At 61.1% G+C, this 18,083-nt stretch carries 16 protein-coding genes; all 16 read left to right on the top strand.

Annotation, left to right across the window (positions count from 1 at the left end):
• On the top strand, positions 1-534 hold a 534-nt coding region (locus tag OHD58_RS17470; protein WP_263804708.1), incomplete at its 5' end, for a formylglycine-generating enzyme family protein.
• A 13-nt stretch (positions 535-547) separates the two neighbouring features.
• Positions 548-1,039 carry a hypothetical protein gene (locus OHD58_RS17475; RefSeq protein WP_263804709.1) on the top strand — a complete coding sequence of 164 codons (492 nt, stop codon included), beginning with the start codon at positions 548-550 and terminating at the stop codon, positions 1,037-1,039.
• Between the two features lie 110 nt (positions 1,040-1,149).
• Positions 1,150-2,271 carry a hypothetical protein gene (locus OHD58_RS17480; RefSeq protein WP_263804710.1) on the top strand — a complete coding sequence of 374 codons (1,122 nt, stop codon included), beginning with the start codon at positions 1,150-1,152 and terminating at the stop codon, positions 2,269-2,271.
• A gap of 41 nt (positions 2,272-2,312) precedes the next feature.
• Positions 2,313-2,960 carry a YidH family protein gene (locus tag OHD58_RS17485; protein WP_263804711.1) on the top strand — a complete coding sequence of 216 codons (648 nt, stop codon included), beginning with the start codon at positions 2,313-2,315 and terminating at the stop codon, positions 2,958-2,960.
• A gap of 74 nt (positions 2,961-3,034) precedes the next feature.
• A complete protein-coding gene (locus tag OHD58_RS17490; protein ID WP_263804712.1) occupies positions 3,035-4,597 on the top strand; it encodes an arylsulfatase in 1,563 nt (520 codons plus the stop codon).
• Between the two features lie 80 nt (positions 4,598-4,677).
• Entirely contained in the window at positions 4,678-5,472 is a 795-nt protein-coding gene (locus tag OHD58_RS17495) for a transporter (RefSeq protein WP_263804713.1), read from the top strand.
• Between the two features lie 55 nt (positions 5,473-5,527).
• A complete protein-coding gene (locus tag OHD58_RS17500) occupies positions 5,528-7,051 on the top strand; it encodes an arylsulfatase (RefSeq protein WP_263804714.1) in 1,524 nt (507 codons plus the stop codon).
• A gap of 66 nt (positions 7,052-7,117) precedes the next feature.
• Positions 7,118-8,041 (top strand): HAD family hydrolase, encoded by a 924-nt coding sequence (locus tag OHD58_RS17505; protein WP_263804715.1) that lies wholly within the window; start codon positions 7,118-7,120, stop codon positions 8,039-8,041.
• Between the two features lie 33 nt (positions 8,042-8,074).
• The gene (locus OHD58_RS17510; protein ID WP_263804716.1) at positions 8,075-8,434 is read left to right on the top strand and encodes a DUF1622 domain-containing protein; all 360 of its coding nucleotides are present in this window, start codon (positions 8,075-8,077) and stop codon (positions 8,432-8,434) included.
• A gap of 4 nt (positions 8,435-8,438) precedes the next feature.
• Entirely contained in the window at positions 8,439-9,434 is a 996-nt protein-coding gene (locus OHD58_RS17515; RefSeq protein ID WP_412177236.1) for an HAD family hydrolase, read from the top strand.
• 144 nt (positions 9,435-9,578) lie between these two features.
• Entirely contained in the window at positions 9,579-10,931 is a 1,353-nt protein-coding gene (locus tag OHD58_RS17520; RefSeq protein ID WP_263804717.1) for a DUF3300 domain-containing protein, read from the top strand.
• A 93-nt stretch (positions 10,932-11,024) separates the two neighbouring features.
• Positions 11,025-11,933: a DUF2950 domain-containing protein gene (locus OHD58_RS17525; RefSeq protein ID WP_263804926.1), complete on the top strand. Its 909-nt coding sequence runs from the start codon at positions 11,025-11,027 to the stop codon at positions 11,931-11,933.
• Between the two features lie 64 nt (positions 11,934-11,997).
• The gene (locus OHD58_RS17530; protein ID WP_263804718.1) at positions 11,998-12,558 is read left to right on the top strand and encodes a hypothetical protein; all 561 of its coding nucleotides are present in this window, start codon (positions 11,998-12,000) and stop codon (positions 12,556-12,558) included.
• A 169-nt stretch (positions 12,559-12,727) separates the two neighbouring features.
• Complete coding sequence (locus OHD58_RS17535; protein WP_263804719.1) at positions 12,728-15,994, top strand: autotransporter outer membrane beta-barrel domain-containing protein; 3,267 nt, start codon at positions 12,728-12,730, stop codon at positions 15,992-15,994.
• A gap of 164 nt (positions 15,995-16,158) precedes the next feature.
• Positions 16,159-16,893 carry a DUF6065 family protein gene (locus tag OHD58_RS17540; RefSeq protein ID WP_263804927.1) on the top strand — a complete coding sequence of 245 codons (735 nt, stop codon included), beginning with the start codon at positions 16,159-16,161 and terminating at the stop codon, positions 16,891-16,893.
• A 232-nt stretch (positions 16,894-17,125) separates the two neighbouring features.
• Positions 17,126-17,893, top strand: coding sequence for a hypothetical protein (locus tag OHD58_RS17545; protein WP_263804720.1), 768 nt, complete (start codon positions 17,126-17,128; stop codon positions 17,891-17,893).
• Positions 17,894-18,083 lie beyond the last annotated feature (190 nt).

An 18,083-nucleotide genomic window follows, 5' to 3' on the forward strand; every position in this document is an offset into this window, starting at 1 on the left:
GACGCGCTCGCCTATGCCCGGTGGGCGGGCAAGGACCTGCCGACCGAGGCTGAGTGGGAACATGCGGCCTGGGGCGGCGTCGAGGACGCCGAATATGCCTGGGGCAACGAATTCGCACCCGGTGGCCGGCAGATGGCCAACACCTGGCAGGGCGAGTTTCCGCATCAGAACCTGCTCGACGACGGCTTCGAACGCACCTCTCCGGTGGGAACCTTTCCGGCCAACGGTTACGGCCTTCACGACATGATCGGCAATGTGTGGGAGTGGACCACCGACTGGTGGTCCGGCAGGCACACGGCCGAGCCTGCCAAGTCGTGCTGCATTCCGCAGAACCCGCGCGGCGGCAGCGAGGCGGCGAGCCTCGACGAGCGTCAGCCGGCAATCCTCATCCCCAGGCGGGTGGTCAAGGGCGGCTCGCACCTATGCGCGCCCAACTACTGCCGCCGCTACCGCCCCGCCGCACGCCACGCGCAACCCGTCGACACCTCAATGAGCCATGTCGGTTTTCGATGTGTGGTCAGAATGAAAGAGTGAGGGGGACGACGTGATGGCCGAAGCACCCTCCAAATCCCAGGTCCTGGTGGCGCGCATCGCGATCACGGCAATTGCTATCCTCATCGCACTCGGCCTCATTCTGTATGGGCTCTCGGGCGAGGTACAGCAACGGCTATGGCAGGACATATTCGACAGACCCGGTGGGCCGATGTCCTTCCGGTTTGTTCTTCAGCCAATTATGGCGGCGATCGCCGCTTTCCATGATGGCGCGAAGGATGCACGGCTTGGCCGAGAACCCTACATGACGCGGCTGCTTTCGGGTTCAGGCGACCGAACCGATCTGTTGAAAGAAGCTGTTATCTCGACGGGGCGCATCTTGCTTCTCGGGCTCGTCATGGACGGCATCTACCAGTTCACCGTGCTGAAAACGTTCTATCCCGGCGAGATGGTGATCATCACGCTCGCCCTTGCGCTCGTGCCCTACTTGTTGTTGCGCGGCCTGTTCTCGCGGCTCGCACGTTCACGTTCAGGTCCTGCGTCATGAAAATGCAAGGGATTGATCCTGTGCCGGCCACAACCGATTTCGAAGCTCCAGGTGACGCTACGATCGGTGCTAGCGCTGACGCGTTATTCGAACATGCGCCGCCGCATACCATGCAGCGACGACTCGGTCTGATCACGCCAGACAGTCTCAACATCCGCCGCCGGGCATTGCTGGTCGTACTGGTCGGCTGGGTTCCGCTGGTCGTGCTGACCATCCTGCAAGGCGTGATGCTGGGGGATATGAGCGATACAGCTTCGCTGTTGCGGGATGCCGGTGCGCATGCACGCCATCTCTTCGCTGCGCCGCTGCTCATCCTCGCCGAGGCAGCCTGTGCCCCCCACCTGAACGCCGTAGTCTCCCATTTCGCCGAGAGCGGGATCGTGCGGGACGACGACCGCGGACGGTTTGCCGCCGCTATCCGATCCACGCGGCGTCTGCTCAGCTCTCGGATTGCCGAGATCGCAGTCGTTATTCTCACCCTTGCCTTCATTATCTCCGAAATCGTGACGCTTGTGGTTGCCGAGATGCCTGCCTGGACCCAATCCGATGGGCTTGTGCCAAACCGTTCGCCAGCCGGCTGGTGGATGATCCTGGTCAGCCTGCCGATTTTGCTGGTGCTGAGCCTCGGCTGGCTCTGGCGGCTCCTGCTGTGGGTCCGCCTGCTCTGGCTGATCTCGAAACTGCCGCTGCGGCTCATGGCGGCGCACCCGGACCATGCCGCCGGACTTGGCTTCCTCGGCCATTCGACACGAGCCTTCGCCCTCGTCGCACTCGCCTTCGCCACCATCCTTGCCGGCCATTCCGCCAAGGTGGTGCTGGAGGGTGGCGCACTGCCCGGCACGTATGCCTATGTGAATGCCGGGTTGCTGGCCGCCTCGATGGCAATTTTCGTCGCGCCGCTGTTCGTCTTCACCTCGACACTGATGAATGAAAGGCGTCGCGGCATCTTTGCCTATGGTGCACTTGCCGGCCGTGTCGGCGGCGAGTTCGAGCGCCGATGGTTGGACAGCACCATCGACACGGCGCGGAACGCGCTCGACAAGCCTGATTTTTCGGCCGTGGCAGACCTTTCGCAGGTAGCGTCGAATGTACAGGCGATGCGCTTCGTGCCTGTCGATCTCAAGGATCTGATGACGCTCGCCGTGGCGCTTCTGCTGCCTTTCTTACCGGTTGGGGTGCTGCTGTTTCCCGCGGACGTCATCCTGGCTCATCTGAAGAGTCTTCTGTTCTGATGGGACAAACCCATCAGGCGCAAACTGGATTGTGAACGGACATGCCAAGCAAGACAGACAAGCAGAAACTCGTCAGGCCGGATCGGCTCCCCGTAACGCCGGTACCGCCGATTCCGAAAGTCGACGAAACATCCGAACTGGCATCCACCAAATATTCTGCCTACCGGACCGGCCTTTCCAACCACCGCACGGGTCTGTCGGAACATCGCACCTCATTGTCGGAGTACCGAACCGACCTCTCGACGCACCGCACGGACCTGTCCACTGACCGAACGGACATGTCGATGCGCCGCACGGGCATGTCGTTCCAGCGCACACGCATGAGCGCCGACCGCACGCTGATGTCGGTGATCCGCACGTCGCTCTCGCTGATCTCCTTCGGCTTCACCATCTTTCAGTTCTTCCAAAAGATGCGCGACGCCGGCACCATCACGCATGCTGCTGCGCCCCGAAACTTCGGCACCATGCTGGTCCTGCTCGGGATCGTGATGCTGGTTGTCGGGATCATCTACCACGTCCAATTCATGCTTGGCTTGCGCCACGAACGCGCGGCGATGCGTGAGGCCGGGCTGATTTACGCCGAGAGCAGGTTTCCGCCGTCGATGACCCTGATCGCGGCATTGCTGCTGCTGCTGATTGGCATCGTCGCGATCATCAGCATGGTCTTCCAAGTAGGCCCGTTCAATTGAGGCAGCGAGCAGGTCAACCGATCACGCATCTTGAAACCACCGTTCCCAATCGCGACCAAGAGGAGAAGTATATAATGGCCAAAACTGACAAACCCAACATCCTCGTCATCTTCGGCGACGATATCGGCCTGTGGAATCTCGGAGTCTATTCACACGGCATGATGGGTCACACGCCCAACATTGACCGCATCGGACGCGAAGGCATCGTCTTCACCGACCATTATGGTCAGGCGAGTTGCACAGCCGGTCGCGCCGCCTTCATCATGGGCCAAGTGCCGGTCCGCACCGGCATGACCACCATCGGCATACCGGGATCGCCGCGCGGCATCCAGAAGGAAGACCCGACACTGGCCGAAGTGCTGAAATCGCAGGGCTACGCCACCGGCCAGTTCGGCAAGAACCATCTCGGCGACCGCAACGAATTCCTGCCGACCGTGCACGGCTTCGACGAGTGGTTCGGGAACCTCTACCACCTCAATGCGGAAGAGGAGCCGGAAGAACTCGACTATCCAGGACAGAAGGACCCCGCATACCTCAAGAAGTACGGTCCGCGCGGCGTGCTGCACGCTTGGGCGACCGACAAGGATGACTCAACCACCGATCCTGTCTTCGGCCGCGTGGGCAAGCAGAAGATCGAGAACACCGGCATGTTGACGCGCAAGCGCATGGAGACCTTCGATTCGGAAGTTCTCGATCATACGCTCAACTGGCTCGACAAGGTCGGCAAGGAAGACAAGCCATTCTTCTGCTGGTTCAATTCGACCGCCATTCACATCTGGTCGCATCCGCAGAAGAAGTACGTGAAGATGGCCGTCGAGGAGGGCCGCGCGGAAGAGGACGTCGTCCGCGCCAAGATGCTGGAACATGACGAGCATGTCGGCGTGCTGCTCGACAAGCTCGAGGAACTCGGCGTCGCCGAAAACACGATCGTCATCTACACCACCGACAATGGCTTCGAGATGATGTTGTGGCCGGATGGTGGCTATGCCCCGTTCCGCGGTGAGAAGGGGACCACTTGGGAAGGCGGCCTGCGCGTTCCCTGCGTTGCCCGCTGGCCCGCGAAGATTCCGGCGCATTCCATCTCGAACGGCGTCCAGAGCCACGAGGATCTGTTTGCGACGCTGGCCGCAGCCGCGGGCCTGCCGGACCTCAAGGAAAAGCTCCTCAAGGGCCACAAGATGAACGGCACCTCCTACAAGGTCCATCTCGACGGCTACAACAACCTTGACCACTGGATGAACCCGTCGAAGACGAAGTCGGCGCGGCGGGAATTCTTCTACTATGACGAGACCGATCTGATGGCCGTGCGCGTCGACGCCTGGAAGATGCATATCGGGGTGAAAACCGAGGGCAGCTGGTGGAACGAAAAGAAGTATCCAAGCGTGCCCTACCTCTTCAACCTGCTCATGGATCCGATGGAGAAGGTCGACCCTGAATCCCATGAATGGGGTTATGCCGGCCGCAAATTCTTCGCCCAGAAGATGTGGGCTCCGACGGCAGGACAGAAGTTCATCGGCGAGCACCTGAAGAGCCTCAAGGATTACCCACCGCGCCAAGGTGCCGATACGCTGAGCCTGCACAAGGCGCTCGAATCGGCGATGGCGAAGATGGAGGCTGCGAGGACGTCAAATAACTGATCGCAATGCTTCGAATGAGCCGGTCGGCATTAGCTTGCCGGCCGACCGACGCCGAACCTCGAGGTCGAAGGGAAAGAGCGATGTCCACACGCCTGCCGGGTCTGGTTCTTGGGGTCGTTTGCGCAGCCGCCGGTGAAGCCAGCGCCCAGGATTCCGATCTCGCGAAGCAACTCAGCAATCCCGTCGCCTCGCTGATCAGCGTGCCATTCCAGTTTAACTACGACAAAGGTTTCGGTCCCGAAGACGGCTACCGCGCGACGCTCAACATCCAGCCGGTGATACCAATCACGCTGAACGATGATTGGAACCTCATCTCGCGCACGATCGTGCCGATCATCACGCAGGAGGACATAGCCGGGCCATCGGGCACACAGTCGGGGCTCGGCGACATCACGCAGAGCCTGTTCTTCTCACCCAAGCAGCCCGGGCCGGGCGGCATCATCTGGGGAGCGGGACCTGTCTTTCTCGTTCCCACCGCAACCGACGATCTGCTCGGCGGAGACAAGTGGGGTGCCGGGCCGACCGTCGTCGCGCTCAAACAAAGCGGCCCCTGGACCTATGGCCTGCTTGCCAACCACATCTGGTCGTTCGCGGGACCCGACACACGCGCCGATATCAATTCCACGTTCCTGCAGCCCTTCGTCTCCTACACGACGCCGGACGCGTGGACCTTCGGCGTAAATACAGAAAGCACATACGACTGGAACGAGGAGCAGTGGAGCGTGCCCCTCAACTTCACAGTCGCCAAGCTGGTGAAGTTCGGCGACCAGCCGGTGAGCTTCACCGTCGGCGCACGCTATTGGGCCGAGGCCCCGGAGAACGGCCCCGAAGGCTGGGGTTTCAGGGGTGTCGTGACATTACTTTTTCCAAAGTAGCCCAACGGGAGGACCGTTCGGCTGGGCATAACCGACGTTCAACAAGGAGGCAGAAATGGCGAAGTCACCAACGAGCGGCAAGCAGCCCAATATCCTCGTCATGTGGGGAGACGACATCGGTCAGTCGAACCTCAGTTGCTATACCAAGGGCCTGATGGGTTACAAGACGCCCAACATCGACCGCATCGCCAACGAAGGCATGATTTTCACCGACTCCTACGCGGAGCAGAGCTGCACCGCCGGCCGCGCGTCATTCATAACCGGCCAGTGCGGTCTGCGCACTGGCCTCACCAAGGTGGGCCTGCCGGGCGCGGAACTCGGCCTGCAGGCCGAGGACATCACCATCGCCGAGGCGGTCAAACCGCTCGGCTATCGCACTGGCCAGTTCGGCAAGAACCATCTCGGCGATCGCGACGAGCATCTGCCGACGATGCACGGCTTCGACGAGTTCTTCGGCAACCTATACCACCTCAACGCTGAGGAAGAACCGGAGGAGGTCGACTATCCGAACGCGAAGGACTTCCCCAACTTCAAGAAGAAGTACGGGCCGCGCGGCGTGCTGCACTGCTGGGCCGACGGCAAGGGTGGCCAGAAGATCGAGAATACCGGACCGCTCACCAAGAAGCGAATGGAGACCTGCGACGAGGAATTCTTGGCTGCGGCCAAGAAGTTCATCCAGGCCGCCCACGACGCCGGCGAGCCTTTCTTCGTTTGGTTCAACACGACACACATGCACGCATGGACGCATGTGAAGCCAGAGGACCGTGGCCAGTCCGGCCGCTGGCAATCAGAGTATCACGACGTGATGATTTATCACGACAAGTGCATCGGCGAGATGCTCGACTTCATCGACAAACTCGGCATCGCGGACAATACGTTCGTGCAGTACTCGACCGACAATGGACCGCACATGAACACTTGGCCGGATGCGGGCATGACCCCGTTCCGGTCGGAGAAGAACACGAGTTGGGAGGGGGCCTATCGGGTGCCTTGCATGGTGCGTTTCCCCGGCAAGATAGAGGCTGGCTCGGTATCGAACGGGATCATCGCTCATCTCGACTGGTTCCCGACCATCCTCGCGATTGCCGGCGAGCCTGACATCAAGGAGAAGCTGAAGAAAGGCCACAAGATCGGCAACAAGACCTTCAAGGTGCATCTCGACGGCCACAATCTGCTTCCGTACCTCACGGGCAAGGAAGCAGAGAGCCCGCGCAAGGGCTTCATCTATTTCACCGACGATGGCGATGTCGCTGCACTGCGCTACGACAACTGGAAAATGATGTTCATGGAACAGCGGGTCGAAACCACGCTCAAGATCTGGCTGGAACCGTTCGTCGTGCTGCGTACGCCCTATATCTTCAATCTGCGGATGGATCCGTACGAGCGCGGGATACAAACCTCGAACACCTTCTATGACTGGATGTTCCGTCACATCTATCTGCTCGTGCCTGCGCAGGCCGGCGTCGCGGAGTTCCTGGCGACCTTCAAGGAGTTCCCGCCGCGCCAGAAGGCGGCGAGCTTCAGCATCGACCAGGTGCTCGAGAAGATGAATGAGGCGGCTTCTTCTCAAGGACATTGATGGCGGAATGAATGTGGGCGGCTTAGACATGGCCGCCCCGCATTCATGGCCAATCAGCGAGGCATGATGCCCAACAGTTCGCTCTCATCCTGGAACGACGGCGCGGCGAAATCCGCCATCCTCGACTTCGTCGCGCGCGTGACAAGAGAAGGCGGACCGGATTTCGTGCGGCCGGAGGAGCGCGTCGCCACGTTCGACAATGATGGCACGCTGTGGTGCGAGCAGCCGCTGCAGGTGCAGTTCTTCTTCGGCCGGGATCTGCTCGAAGCCATGGCCGAACGAGACCCGAGCCTGAAAGAGCGCCAGCCCTTCAAGGCCTATCTGGAACGCGACATGGCGACGATCAACGATCTGGGAAAGAAGGGCCTGTTCGAGGTCGGGGCCGCCGTTCACGCCGGGATGACCGAGGACGAATTCGATGCTTATGCACACAACTGGCTGGCGACCGCGAAACACCCGAAGCTCGGTCGGCTGTTCACCGAGCTTACCTACCAGCCGCAGGTCGAACTTCTCGAGTTCCTGCGAGCCAACGGCTTCAAGACTTTCATCGTCTCCGGCGGCGGCATCGACCTCATCCGCTGTTTTGCCGAAGGACGTTACGGCATTGCGCGCGATCAGGTCGTCGGTTCCAGCGTCAAGACGCGCTTCGAAATGCGGAACGGCCGCGGCGAACTTGTGAAGCTGGCCGAGCTCGATAGCTTCGACGACCGCGAGATCAAGCCGCACAATATCGGGCTGCACATAGGCCGACGGCCGATCCTGGCCTTCGGCAATTCAGACGGCGATCTCGCCATGCTGCGGTATTGCAAAACGGGGCAAGGGCCGCGCCTTGCGCTGCTCGTCCACCACGACGATGCCGAGCGCGAATTCGCCTACGACCGTGAGTTCCGCCTGAGCCCGCTCGCCGAGGCCCTCGACAAGGCGGACGAATACGGCATCACCGTCGTCGGCATGAAGCGGGATTGGCGCGCGGTGTTCGAGGCGGGCTGAAACCATGATGAAACTGATGCGCAGGTCCGGCAGATGAAGGAATGGCTGATCATCGTCACCGAAATCGCGATCGTTGCGATCGACTGGATGGCGCTCGTCATTGTGATTTTAGGGACGATCCAGGCCTTCGTCGGAGCGGTCGGCCTCGCCATATCGGGAGGCGATTCCGTCCACAGAAAAGAGGTCTGGCTGCGCTACGCCCGCTGGCTGGTTGCGGCGCTTACTTTCCAGCTTGCCGCCGACATCATCGACACATCGATCACAGAGGACTGGCAGTCGATCGGCCGGATCGCCGCTGTGGCGGTCATCCGCACCTTCCTCAACTACTTCCTCGACCGCGATGTTGCCGAAACGCGCGAGCGGCGGGACGAAGCCATGTCGGAAAAAGGATAAGGTCATGCGGCCGAACATAATCCTGGGTCGCATTTTCCGCGTCTTCTTCGCGCTTCTGATGACGACAGCGGCTGCCGCCGCACAACCCGACCCGCTGCCATCCTGGAACGACGGGGCGGCCAGAAAGAGCGTCTTGGAGTTCGTCATCGCCGTGACGACTGACGGCAGCGCCGACTATGTCGAGGCTGCCGACCGCATCGCCGTCTTCGACAATGACGGCACGCTGTGGAGCGAGCAGCCGATGTATGTGCAGCTCGCCTTCGCACTCGACCGGGTGAAGACGCTTGCTCCCGACCATCCCGAATGGCAGACGACCGAGCCGTTCAAGTCGGTGCTCGCCGGGGACATGAAGGGCGTTGCCGCGTCGGGCATGAAGGGACTGGCCGAGATTATCGCCGTCACGCATTCCGGCATCACCAGCGACGAATTCACCGCGATCGCCTCGGCGTGGATAGCGTCCGCGAAGCACCCGACGACGGGCAAGCCCTATACGTCGATGATCTATCAGCCGATGCGGGAACTCATCGATTACCTCAAGGCGCACGATTTCCGGGTCTTCATCGTGTCCGGCGGCGGCATAGAATTCATGCGGCCCTGGACAGAAGCCACCTATTCCATCCCGCCCGAGAACGTCGTCGGCTCGTCGATCAAGACCAAATACGAGATGCATGACGGCAAGCCAGCGGTCGTGCGGCTCCCGGATATCGATTTCATCGACGACGGCGCGGGCAAGCCTGTCGGCATCAACCGCTTCATCGGCAGGCGTCCTATCGCGGCCTTCGGCAACTCGGACGGCGACTTCCAGATGCTCGAGTGGACAACCGCGGGAGAAGGCCGCCGCTTCGGATTGATCGTGCACCATGACGATGCGGACCGCGAAGTCGCCTACGACCGCGATTCAGCGTTCGGCAAGCTCGACAAGGGCCTCGACGAAGGCCCGAAGCGGGGCTGGACCATCGTCAGCATGAAGAATGACTGGAAGCAGGTGTTCCCCGAATAGCGCGCAAGAGCATGAATGCAACCAAGGAGGTTCCAATGACCAGAAGGCTCACCACTTGGACCATTGCAGCATCGCTGTTTTGCGCCGCTGCTCTGATATGAGGACGATGCAATGAGGAAACAAAGATTTGTTTTGGCCGGTACCATGGCTATCGCCATGCTCCTGGTCGCCAGCAGCGGTTCCGGCATGACCGCGATTGCTCAAGAGCAGACGGCTGCCGCCGACCCGGGCGCGCAGGCTGCGCAGACGCCGGAGCCGCTGAGCGCTGACGAACTCGAAGTGCTCGTAGCGCGCATCGCACTCTATCCGGACGAGTTGGTCGCACTGATCTCGAGCGCCTCGCTCTATCCGCTTCAGGTTGTAGAGGCTGCGCGTTTCCTTGACGACCATGCCAAGGAAAACAGCCTGAAGCCCAAGGAGAGCTGGGACGGCAGCGTGATCTCCCTGCTCAACTATCCCGAGATCGTCAAGATGATGAGCGACGACCTCGACTGGACGCAGGCGCTCGCCGAAGCGCTGGCGTATCAGCAGAAGGACGTTCTCATCGCCATCCAGCAGCTGCGCGAGGAAGCGGTAGCCAAGGGCATCATCAAGACCGACGACAAGGTCAAGGTGGAGAATTCGGGCGATAACATCATCATCCAGCCAGCCAATCCGGAGACCGTTTATGTGCCGCGTTACGAGCCGGAGATGCTCTACGAGCCCAACTATGTTGCAGCACCGATCGCCTACTATCCCGATCCCTATCCGACTTACTGGTATCCGACCGCTCCCTTCTTCGCCGCGGCGGTGACCGGTGCGATCTGGGCGGCGGCGGTCGACTGGGACGATTGGGACGTGTGGGGTGGCCACTGGGATGGGGGCGACATCGACATCGACTGCGATCACTGTTTCAACAACAGGGATTTCAACGGCAAGGTCAAATTCAACGATGTCGACTGGAGAAATGTCGACCGTTCGAAGCTGAATATAGACCGAGACCAGTTCGCCAAGTTCGATCGCACGAACATCAAGAACAGGGTCGAAACCAACCGTGCCAATTCCATCGGCAACCGGGCGAGCGAGATCAAGCGCAACCGTACTTCGAATCTGTCCGACAGGACTGCCAAAGCCCACGACATACGCAAGAGCACGCTGGATGGTCTCAAGAACAGGCCGGGGGCCGACCAGGCAAGGGCTCGTCCCAACGTCCCCCGACCGACGGTGCGCCCGGACGGGAACCGGCGCGAGGCGGCACGCCAGAATGTCCAGCGGCCAGCCAGCGCCCACCGCCCGGCGGGCAATCCGAAGATGGGTCACAAGGTCGACCACAGGCCGAAACAGCACTCAGCCTTGGGTCATGTCGATCGCGGCAAGGTAGCGAGGGTGCACTCGAACCGCGGTCACCATGCGATGGGCGGCGGTCAGCGCGGCGGGGGAAGGGCCATCCATCGCGGCGGAGGCGGACGGCAGTTGCATCATGGCGGCGGACATCGCGGCGGCGGCCGCAGGCGTTGAGATCGGATGAGGAGCAGGAAAATGTACGTAAACGTTCACAATATTCTGCGCACGACCTGCATCGCGGCGGTCCTGGCAGGTGTGTTGTCCGCTATGACATTCGCGCAAGAGCAGCCCGGCCTTGCGGCGCAGACGGAAGCCGCGTCGGACGAGCCTGGTATCTTCGCCTTCGAGTCCGAGGACGAGCCCCCGCTGTTCGACGATTCAGCCCCCGCGATTGACGCCTTCAAGAAGGCGTTGGCCGACGACGACTTCGAAGGCCTGGCCACGCTGCTCGGCCTCGATGCCGCCAAACTTGAAGGCGCGGAAGGCGTGACGGACACCTTCGCGCAGATCCGCGACGGCGCGGCGAAGCAAGTGGTGAGCTCGGACATCGACAACGGCAAGCTCCTGCAGATCGGCGAAAAGCTCTGGCCGTTTCCGTTTCCGCTGCTGCAAGGGGACGACGGCAAATGGGCCTTTGATACGCTGGCGGGCCTCGAAGAGATCGTCAACCGTCGCGTCGGCGAGAACGAGTTGCAGGCGATCGCCACCGTGGGGGCCTACATCGAGGCGCAGAAGGATTACGCCGAACAGGACCGCGACGGTGACGGTGTCGAGGAATTCGCGCAGAGGCTGATCAGTACTGAAGGAACCACCGACGGTCTCTACTGGCCGTCGGATGACGTCAACGGCGAAAGTCTGGCGGGCGAACTCAGCCAGGTCGAACTGGGCGACGCCGCGCAGGGTGACGGCTATTTCGGTTATCGATTCAAGGTCCTGACTGGTCAAGGCGACCGGATCGCTGGCGGTGCCTACGACTACGTGATTAACGACAACATGATCGGCGGTTTCGGCCTCATCGCCTGGCCCGTCAAATATGCCGAAACTGGCGTGCACACCTTCGCGGTTAATCAGCAAGGGATCGTATACGAAGCCGATCTCGGGCCGACGACAGAAACTATCGTCAAGTACATCGATCGCTTCAATCCCGACGATAGCTGGAGCATCGCCGCCGACTGAGTGGACCCATGACTTCATATCCGACGCAAGCCGAGCGGATCCGCCTGATGAACCGGTGCGACGCATGATCCAGTTGGCGACCGCTCTTGCCAAGCGCCTTTTCGGCAAGCTCCCGCTCCCCGACGGGGCCAAGGACAAGATCGCCAACGTCAACGCGATCTTGGCCGGCGGGTCAGGTGAGAAGTGGGTCCCGCTTGCCCGGCAGCAGGCTACCCTGCCGATCAGGAACCAGTTTCGAGGCGGGTCCATCTCGACCGAACGGGGAGAGCGCGACCATGACGGTGAGCCGGTTCGTTGGGCGCAATTCGACTGGTCTGAGCAGCGGGTGGACGATTGTACGTTTCACAAAGTGCGCTGGCGCTTCCACAGCAACGGCCTGATCTGCCTCGAACTGGTCGCAAGCAAGGACGCTACCGGCCTTGATGTCCGCGATCTGGTCGGGCACCGCATCGAGCTACGGGACCGCAGCGGCTTTCTGATCGGCATCTGGTTGGCAGCATTCATCATCGACAGGGGAACCGAGCACGCGATCTTTCAAGCGACGGCAGTCGATGACTTCCTGCCGCTCAAGCTGCATTTCGACGAGGTCGCGGATGTGCAGGAGGGTTTGTGTTTCAGGATCTAGGGGATGTTTTATGAACGAGTCGTTTTCTTTTTGCTCTCTGAGACCAATGCAGGTGTTGCAGGAGTGACACATGGATTTTGCTTTCCGACCGCATCTTTCGGGACTTGGTTGACAGTTTTGACCCAGCCACCTCAAGTTGAGGCGGGGCTGGGCTGGTCATGGTGATTTGATGATCGACCGGACGATTGCGCCCCCTGACATCTGCTTGAATCCCCTTGCGGATCGTGGTTTCGCTGGAAAGATCGGCCACGGTCATCCGCCCAGGCAGTGCTACTCTGTTATCTCTCCTGCAACATTCGTGCAGTCCTCGAATTTCATTTGGGGAAGAGGGTACCGACCCTTCCTGCGAAACCTGCTTCTTCAGTCTGTCGCGTCAGTCGCATTGATCTGCCTGAGCAATGCGCGGGCATTTGCGGACTGCGCCCCGGCAAATCCGGGACCTGGCGGAACGGTGACATGTTCTGGCGTCGATCCTGACGGTTTCGCCGCAAACAACACGCCGGTAACAGTCAATGTCCAGAGCGGCGCGTCCGTAGGTGGCAGCGAAATAGGAATCAATGTTTCAGGAACGGGCAACAGCTTCGTAAACAACGAGGGCACCATCAGCGGTCCTTTCTCCGTCGCGTTCGACGGGGCCGCCGGCTTTTCCAAGACGTTGAACAACAACGGCACGCTCAATGCCGGCATCGTGGGGTCGGGCAACGGCATCATCGTCATCAACCACAACGGGGTGATCAATAGCGGCGGCGTAACGATCGGCCCCGGCAACGGCGAGAACACGCTGAACGTCTTTGCAGGAAAGAGCGTCAACGGTCTCGCAAACATTGCAGGTGCAAGGAATTTCGTCGACAACCAGGGAACGTTCAACGCCGGCCTGACGATGACCGCCACCGAACTGAATTCGGTGATCATCCGCGCTGGCGGTGCGGTGGACGGAACTTTCAGCCTGACCGGTCCACGGAACTTCATCGACAACTTCGGCACATTCAACAGCGGCATCACGCTGACCGGCGATGGGTTGAATCTGATGGTCAACCGCCAAGCCGGGGTGATGCAGGGTTTCACCAGCAATGGCTCGGCAAGCGACTTCTTTTTCAATGACGGGCGTATCAATCAGGCCGTCACGCTTGGCGATGGTAACGACGTCTTCATCAACCGCAACGTCGTGTCCAACACCATCGATATGGGCGCTGGAGTCGACGTATTCGACATCAAGGCCGGTACGATCAACGGAAATGTGTCCTTGGGGTCGGGGAACGACCAGGCGTTCATCCGAAACGGGAACATCACCAACACCGTGTTTGGCCAGGACGGGCAGGACTACATCGTCTGGATGGGCGGCGAGATCATCGGCCTCGACACGGGAGCCGACACCGACTTTGCTCATTTCATTGGCCTCACGACAACCAACCTGAAGACCGGACTTCCCGTCAATGGCGGGTCAGGGTCCGATGATGTGCTGTTGTGGACGAACACTTTCGGCGACGGCGTCGCCCGCTACACCAACTGGGAGCAATTTGAGCTTACCGACGGTTCCGAACTGACGCTCGACGGCACGCTGACTTTGGGCGACTCCGGAACGGGGACCGGCAACCTTGGCATCCATCGCTCTGCCACCATGTTCGCAGCCGGAACTTACGCGGTCGAACCTTTCACGGGAGGCGAGTTAGTTAACGTCGTCAATGCGGGCACGATCGACCTGACCGGCAATGGCCCGACGGATACCCTGACAATCGTTGGGAACTATATCGGCGCGAACGGAACGCTCGCGTTGGAGACGCAGCTTGGTGACAGCAAATCGCCTTCCGATATCATGGTTGTCGACGGGGGAGACGTCTTTGGTTTCTCGTACCTCGCCGTTACCAATGCAGGCGGGCTCGGTGATGTGACGACGGGCCATGGTATTCGGGTTGTCGATTCCACTGAAGGCCAGATCGCGCCGGGAACCTTGCGGTTAGCAGGTCCAGTTGCCGCCGGGCCGTATGAATATGTGCTCTTCTTCGACCGCGGCGAGAACGACTGGTTCCTCCAATCGACAGTGTCGCCACCACCACCGCCTCCGCCACCACCGCCTCCGCCACCACCGCCTCCAGCGCCGCCTCCGCCACCACCGCCTCCAGCGCCGCCTCCGCCGCCACCGCCGCCGCCGCCGCCGCCGCCGCCACCGCCGCCGCCGCCTCCGCCGCCACCGCCGCCGCCACCGCCGCCACCGCCGCCGCCACCGCCGCCCCCTCCGCCGCCACCACCGCCGCCGCCTCCACCGCCGCCGCCTCCCGCGCCGCCACCGCCGCCGCCGCCACCGCCACCGCCGCCACCACCGCCGCCACCACCGCCGCCTCCCGCGCCGCCACCGCCGCCGCCTCCAGCGCCGCCACCGCCGCCACCGCCACCGCCGCCGGGGCCGCCGATACCAAATGTTCGGCCGGAGGTTCCTGGGCACGTCATGGCACCACTCGTGGCAGAACGGATGGGGCTGATGACGATGGGTACCTTCCATCAACGGCGCGGCGATCAATCGCTGCTGATCGGCGACGGTGCCTGGGTGTATAACGCTCCCGAACCGCAAGGGGCGGACGTGCCCTCGGACGATTATCGTCCGCCGGCCGCGATGTGGGGCCGTGTATTCGGCGCAGAGAGTGATCTGAGCTCCGGTGCGAACGTCAGTGTTGCCAGCTTCGACATAGCTCCGTCATTTGACGGTCACTATTGGGGGCTGCAAGCCGGCAGCGACCTCGTTGGCATCGAACACGGCAACGGCCATGTCGACCGCTTCGGATTGTTCTACACCCATGCCGAAGCATCCGGCGACATCAGCGGCAACGTGCTGGGACGCGTGGACTTAGACGCCGGCAGCCTCGACCTGAGCGAGGACAGTATCGCCGCCTACTGGACCCATCTCGCGCCGAGCGGCTGGTACGTGGACGTCGTCGCCAAATATGGATGGCTCAGCGGTTCCAGCGAATCCAACCGTGGCATCGGCGCTGATCTCGATGGCAACAGCATCGCCGCGTCCGTCGAGACAGGGGTGCCCTTCGTCATCGCCGATGGTTGGACGATCGAGCCGCAGGCGCAATTGATCTGGCAGCGCATCGACTTCGACGACACCAGCGATACCTTCTCCGAGATTCGCCATGAATCGTTCGATTCGGTGGTCGGGCGAGTGGGCGCGCGCCTCGAGCGCAAGACAGGGACGCTTCTGGCTCACGCCGGTGCCAACCTGTGGCACGGATTCTCGGAGGGCCCGTCCGCGGTCACCTTCAACACCGTTCCGATACTGGTTGAGAGCGAAGGAACCTGGCTGGAGGTCAATGGGGGCGCGGCGTTCACAATCACTGATAACCTGACCGCCTTTGGCGACGTCAGTTACAACTTCGATCTTGAAGGCAGCGATCACAATCTGTTCGGCGGCCAGATCGGACTGAAGCTGAGATGGTAGAATTCGCGCCGCGAGTCTTGAAGGCTGTATCGCTCTCGCGTGCGGTTGGATCGCAGGGTCAGAAGCCGGGGCCGTTGCCATTCGGGAGAATTCCCCGCATCCACCCGGCAACGACTGGTTATGGCGATTGCGCCGACCTATGACATGAGGTGGTGAATTCCTTGATGAAGCAACTGGTAGCCTATGTCATCGACCGGCATGAATTGCGAATTCGGCCCGCGCCGCTTGAACGACAATGGATGGACGACACGGACCAGCGCTTCGCGTATCGCTGCCTGCCGCTGAACATCGCCAATGCTCATGGTTGGGAGATTCTGTGCACGGCCGCTTTTTCGGCGATCTGGAACGGCGGGAAAACCAAAGATGCGATCTGCATCAAGACAAAACCCGAAACCGCATCGCCGGCTGTCTCCCATTTCGGTGGCGGCGTCCTCACGTTCCACATCCCGTGCCTTTTCCGGACCGATCCGGGCACGGACCTTTTCGTCACCGGGCCGATCAATCGGCCGAAGGACGCGATCTCTGCACTGTCCGGAGTCGTCGAGACTGACTGGTCACCCTACACATTCACCATGAACTGGCAGTTCACGAGACCCAACCAGCGGGTGCATTTCGAGGTCGAGGAGCCGTTCTGTCACTTGTTCCCGGTCAAGCGCGGCGAGCTTGAGAACCTTGCCCCGTCGTTGCACCGGCTCTCTGAAAATCCCGAGCTTGAGCGCGAACACAAATTGTGGTCGGAGAGCCGTAACTCTTTCAACGCCAGCCTAGCCGATCCAGAGTCGAAAGCCGTAAAGGATCAATGGCAAAAAACATATTTCCGCGGCAAGGCACCCTCTGGGACGTCGGCTCCTGAGGGGCACCGCAGCCGACTGAGGTTGCGCCCATTCGCTACAAAATGACCGCAGGACCGGCAATTTGTCAGATTTCGCGTTCACCAGCTGCCCGGACGGGATTCGTGTCCGCGTTGCCGTAACTTTCCATTCCCGAAATGAGCCTTGGTAGAATGAAAATTTCGACATACGGTACCGGGCCAGCTGCCTGATTGTACGCTCGTTGGAAAGGACGAAGTGCACCATGAAAGACCTCATCCTCCCTGCAGTCTCAGTTGCAGTGAAGTTTGGACTTGCCTCGATGACAGCCTTAGGAGCGGTCTTGCTCGCCGGAGGCGCGAAGGCCGCCGACGTTTATTCGCCCATGGTGCCGGAAACCCAACAGGTTGTCACCGAGGAGGGCTGGACGTTTGCCGTCGCCCCCTACTTCTGGGCGGCGGGCATATCGGGCGAAGTCGGATCGTTCGGACTGCCGCCGGTCGATATCAATGCAGATTTCGGGGATATTTTCGACCATCTCGATTTTGGCGCGATGGCGATCGGCGAAGCGCGCTACGACCGCTACAGCATCTTCGCCGACATCATGTATTCGAAAATATCGGGCTCGGCCGGCACGCCGAGAGGCATCCTCGCGTCCAGCGCGTCGGTTTCGTCGGAAACCTTCGCGGGTCTGATCGGAGCAGGGTACTCGGTCCTCGAGTCGAATTCCGGGCGGCTCGATGTCGTGGTCGGTGCCAGGGTGTGGTCTGTCGACAACGACATCTCCTTCAGCGGCGGTATTCTTGATGGCGTCTCTCGCAACGATGGCGCGACGTGGGTCGATGCCGTGGCTGGCTTCCGCGGAAATTACGCGATCACGCCAGAGATCTATTTGACCGGCTGGGGTCTTGTTGGCGCGGGCGAAGCAGACATCGACTGGGATGTTGCCGGTGCAGTCGGCTACCGGTTCAACGATCGGATTTCGGCGGTGGCGGGTTATCGCGCCTTGGGTGTCGATTATAGTAGCGATGGATTCGTCTTCGATGTCGTGCAGCAAGGCCCAATCTTGGGGCTGGTGATGCGGTTCTAGCGGCACAAAGCGTCAGGTACTTATCCGTCCGTTTGCGGATTTGCGACGGTGGCTGGTTGCGTTTGCGAGGCTATCGCCGCGACGGCCGCTTCAGACCCGACAGTTGCCGTTTGATCGGGTGAGCGGGAACGTCACAAGTGGCGCATCCACGTCTGTCAGCGGTCGCCGGGGAGGTCGGCTTTCAGGCGGC

Source organism: Mesorhizobium sp. ZC-5 (assembly GCF_025753855.1).
Lineage (GTDB): Bacteria > Pseudomonadota > Alphaproteobacteria > Rhizobiales > Rhizobiaceae > Neomesorhizobium.

Excerpts from the sequence above, each read along its gene's own strand:
- OHD58_RS17485 (WP_263804711.1), top strand. The coding sequence starts at position 2,313 with ATGCCAAGCAAGACAGACAAGCAGAAACTCGTCAGGCCGGATCGGCTC.
- OHD58_RS17500 (WP_263804714.1), top strand. The coding sequence starts at position 5,528 with ATGGCGAAGTCACCAACGAGCGGCAAGCAGCCCAATATCCTCGTCATG.
- OHD58_RS17480 (WP_263804710.1), top strand. The coding sequence starts at position 1,150 with ATGCAGCGACGACTCGGTCTGATCACGCCAGACAGTCTCAACATCCGC.
- OHD58_RS17520 (WP_263804717.1), top strand. The coding sequence starts at position 9,579 with ATGGCTATCGCCATGCTCCTGGTCGCCAGCAGCGGTTCCGGCATGACC.
- OHD58_RS17475 (WP_263804709.1), top strand. The coding sequence starts at position 548 with ATGGCCGAAGCACCCTCCAAATCCCAGGTCCTGGTGGCGCGCATCGCG.
- OHD58_RS17540 (WP_263804927.1), top strand. The coding sequence starts at position 16,159 with ATGAAGCAACTGGTAGCCTATGTCATCGACCGGCATGAATTGCGAATT.
- OHD58_RS17505 (WP_263804715.1), top strand. The coding sequence starts at position 7,118 with ATGCCCAACAGTTCGCTCTCATCCTGGAACGACGGCGCGGCGAAATCC.
- OHD58_RS17515 (WP_412177236.1), top strand. The coding sequence starts at position 8,439 with ATGCGGCCGAACATAATCCTGGGTCGCATTTTCCGCGTCTTCTTCGCG.
- OHD58_RS17530 (WP_263804718.1), top strand. The coding sequence starts at position 11,998 with ATGATCCAGTTGGCGACCGCTCTTGCCAAGCGCCTTTTCGGCAAGCTC.
- OHD58_RS17510 (WP_263804716.1), top strand. The coding sequence starts at position 8,075 with ATGAAGGAATGGCTGATCATCGTCACCGAAATCGCGATCGTTGCGATC.
- OHD58_RS17525 (WP_263804926.1), top strand. The coding sequence starts at position 11,025 with ATGACATTCGCGCAAGAGCAGCCCGGCCTTGCGGCGCAGACGGAAGCC.
- OHD58_RS17490 (WP_263804712.1), top strand. The coding sequence starts at position 3,035 with ATGGCCAAAACTGACAAACCCAACATCCTCGTCATCTTCGGCGACGAT.
- OHD58_RS17495 (WP_263804713.1), top strand. The coding sequence starts at position 4,678 with ATGTCCACACGCCTGCCGGGTCTGGTTCTTGGGGTCGTTTGCGCAGCC.
- OHD58_RS17545 (WP_263804720.1), top strand. The coding sequence starts at position 17,126 with ATGACAGCCTTAGGAGCGGTCTTGCTCGCCGGAGGCGCGAAGGCCGCC.
- OHD58_RS17535 (WP_263804719.1), top strand. The coding sequence starts at position 12,728 with ATGATCGACCGGACGATTGCGCCCCCTGACATCTGCTTGAATCCCCTT.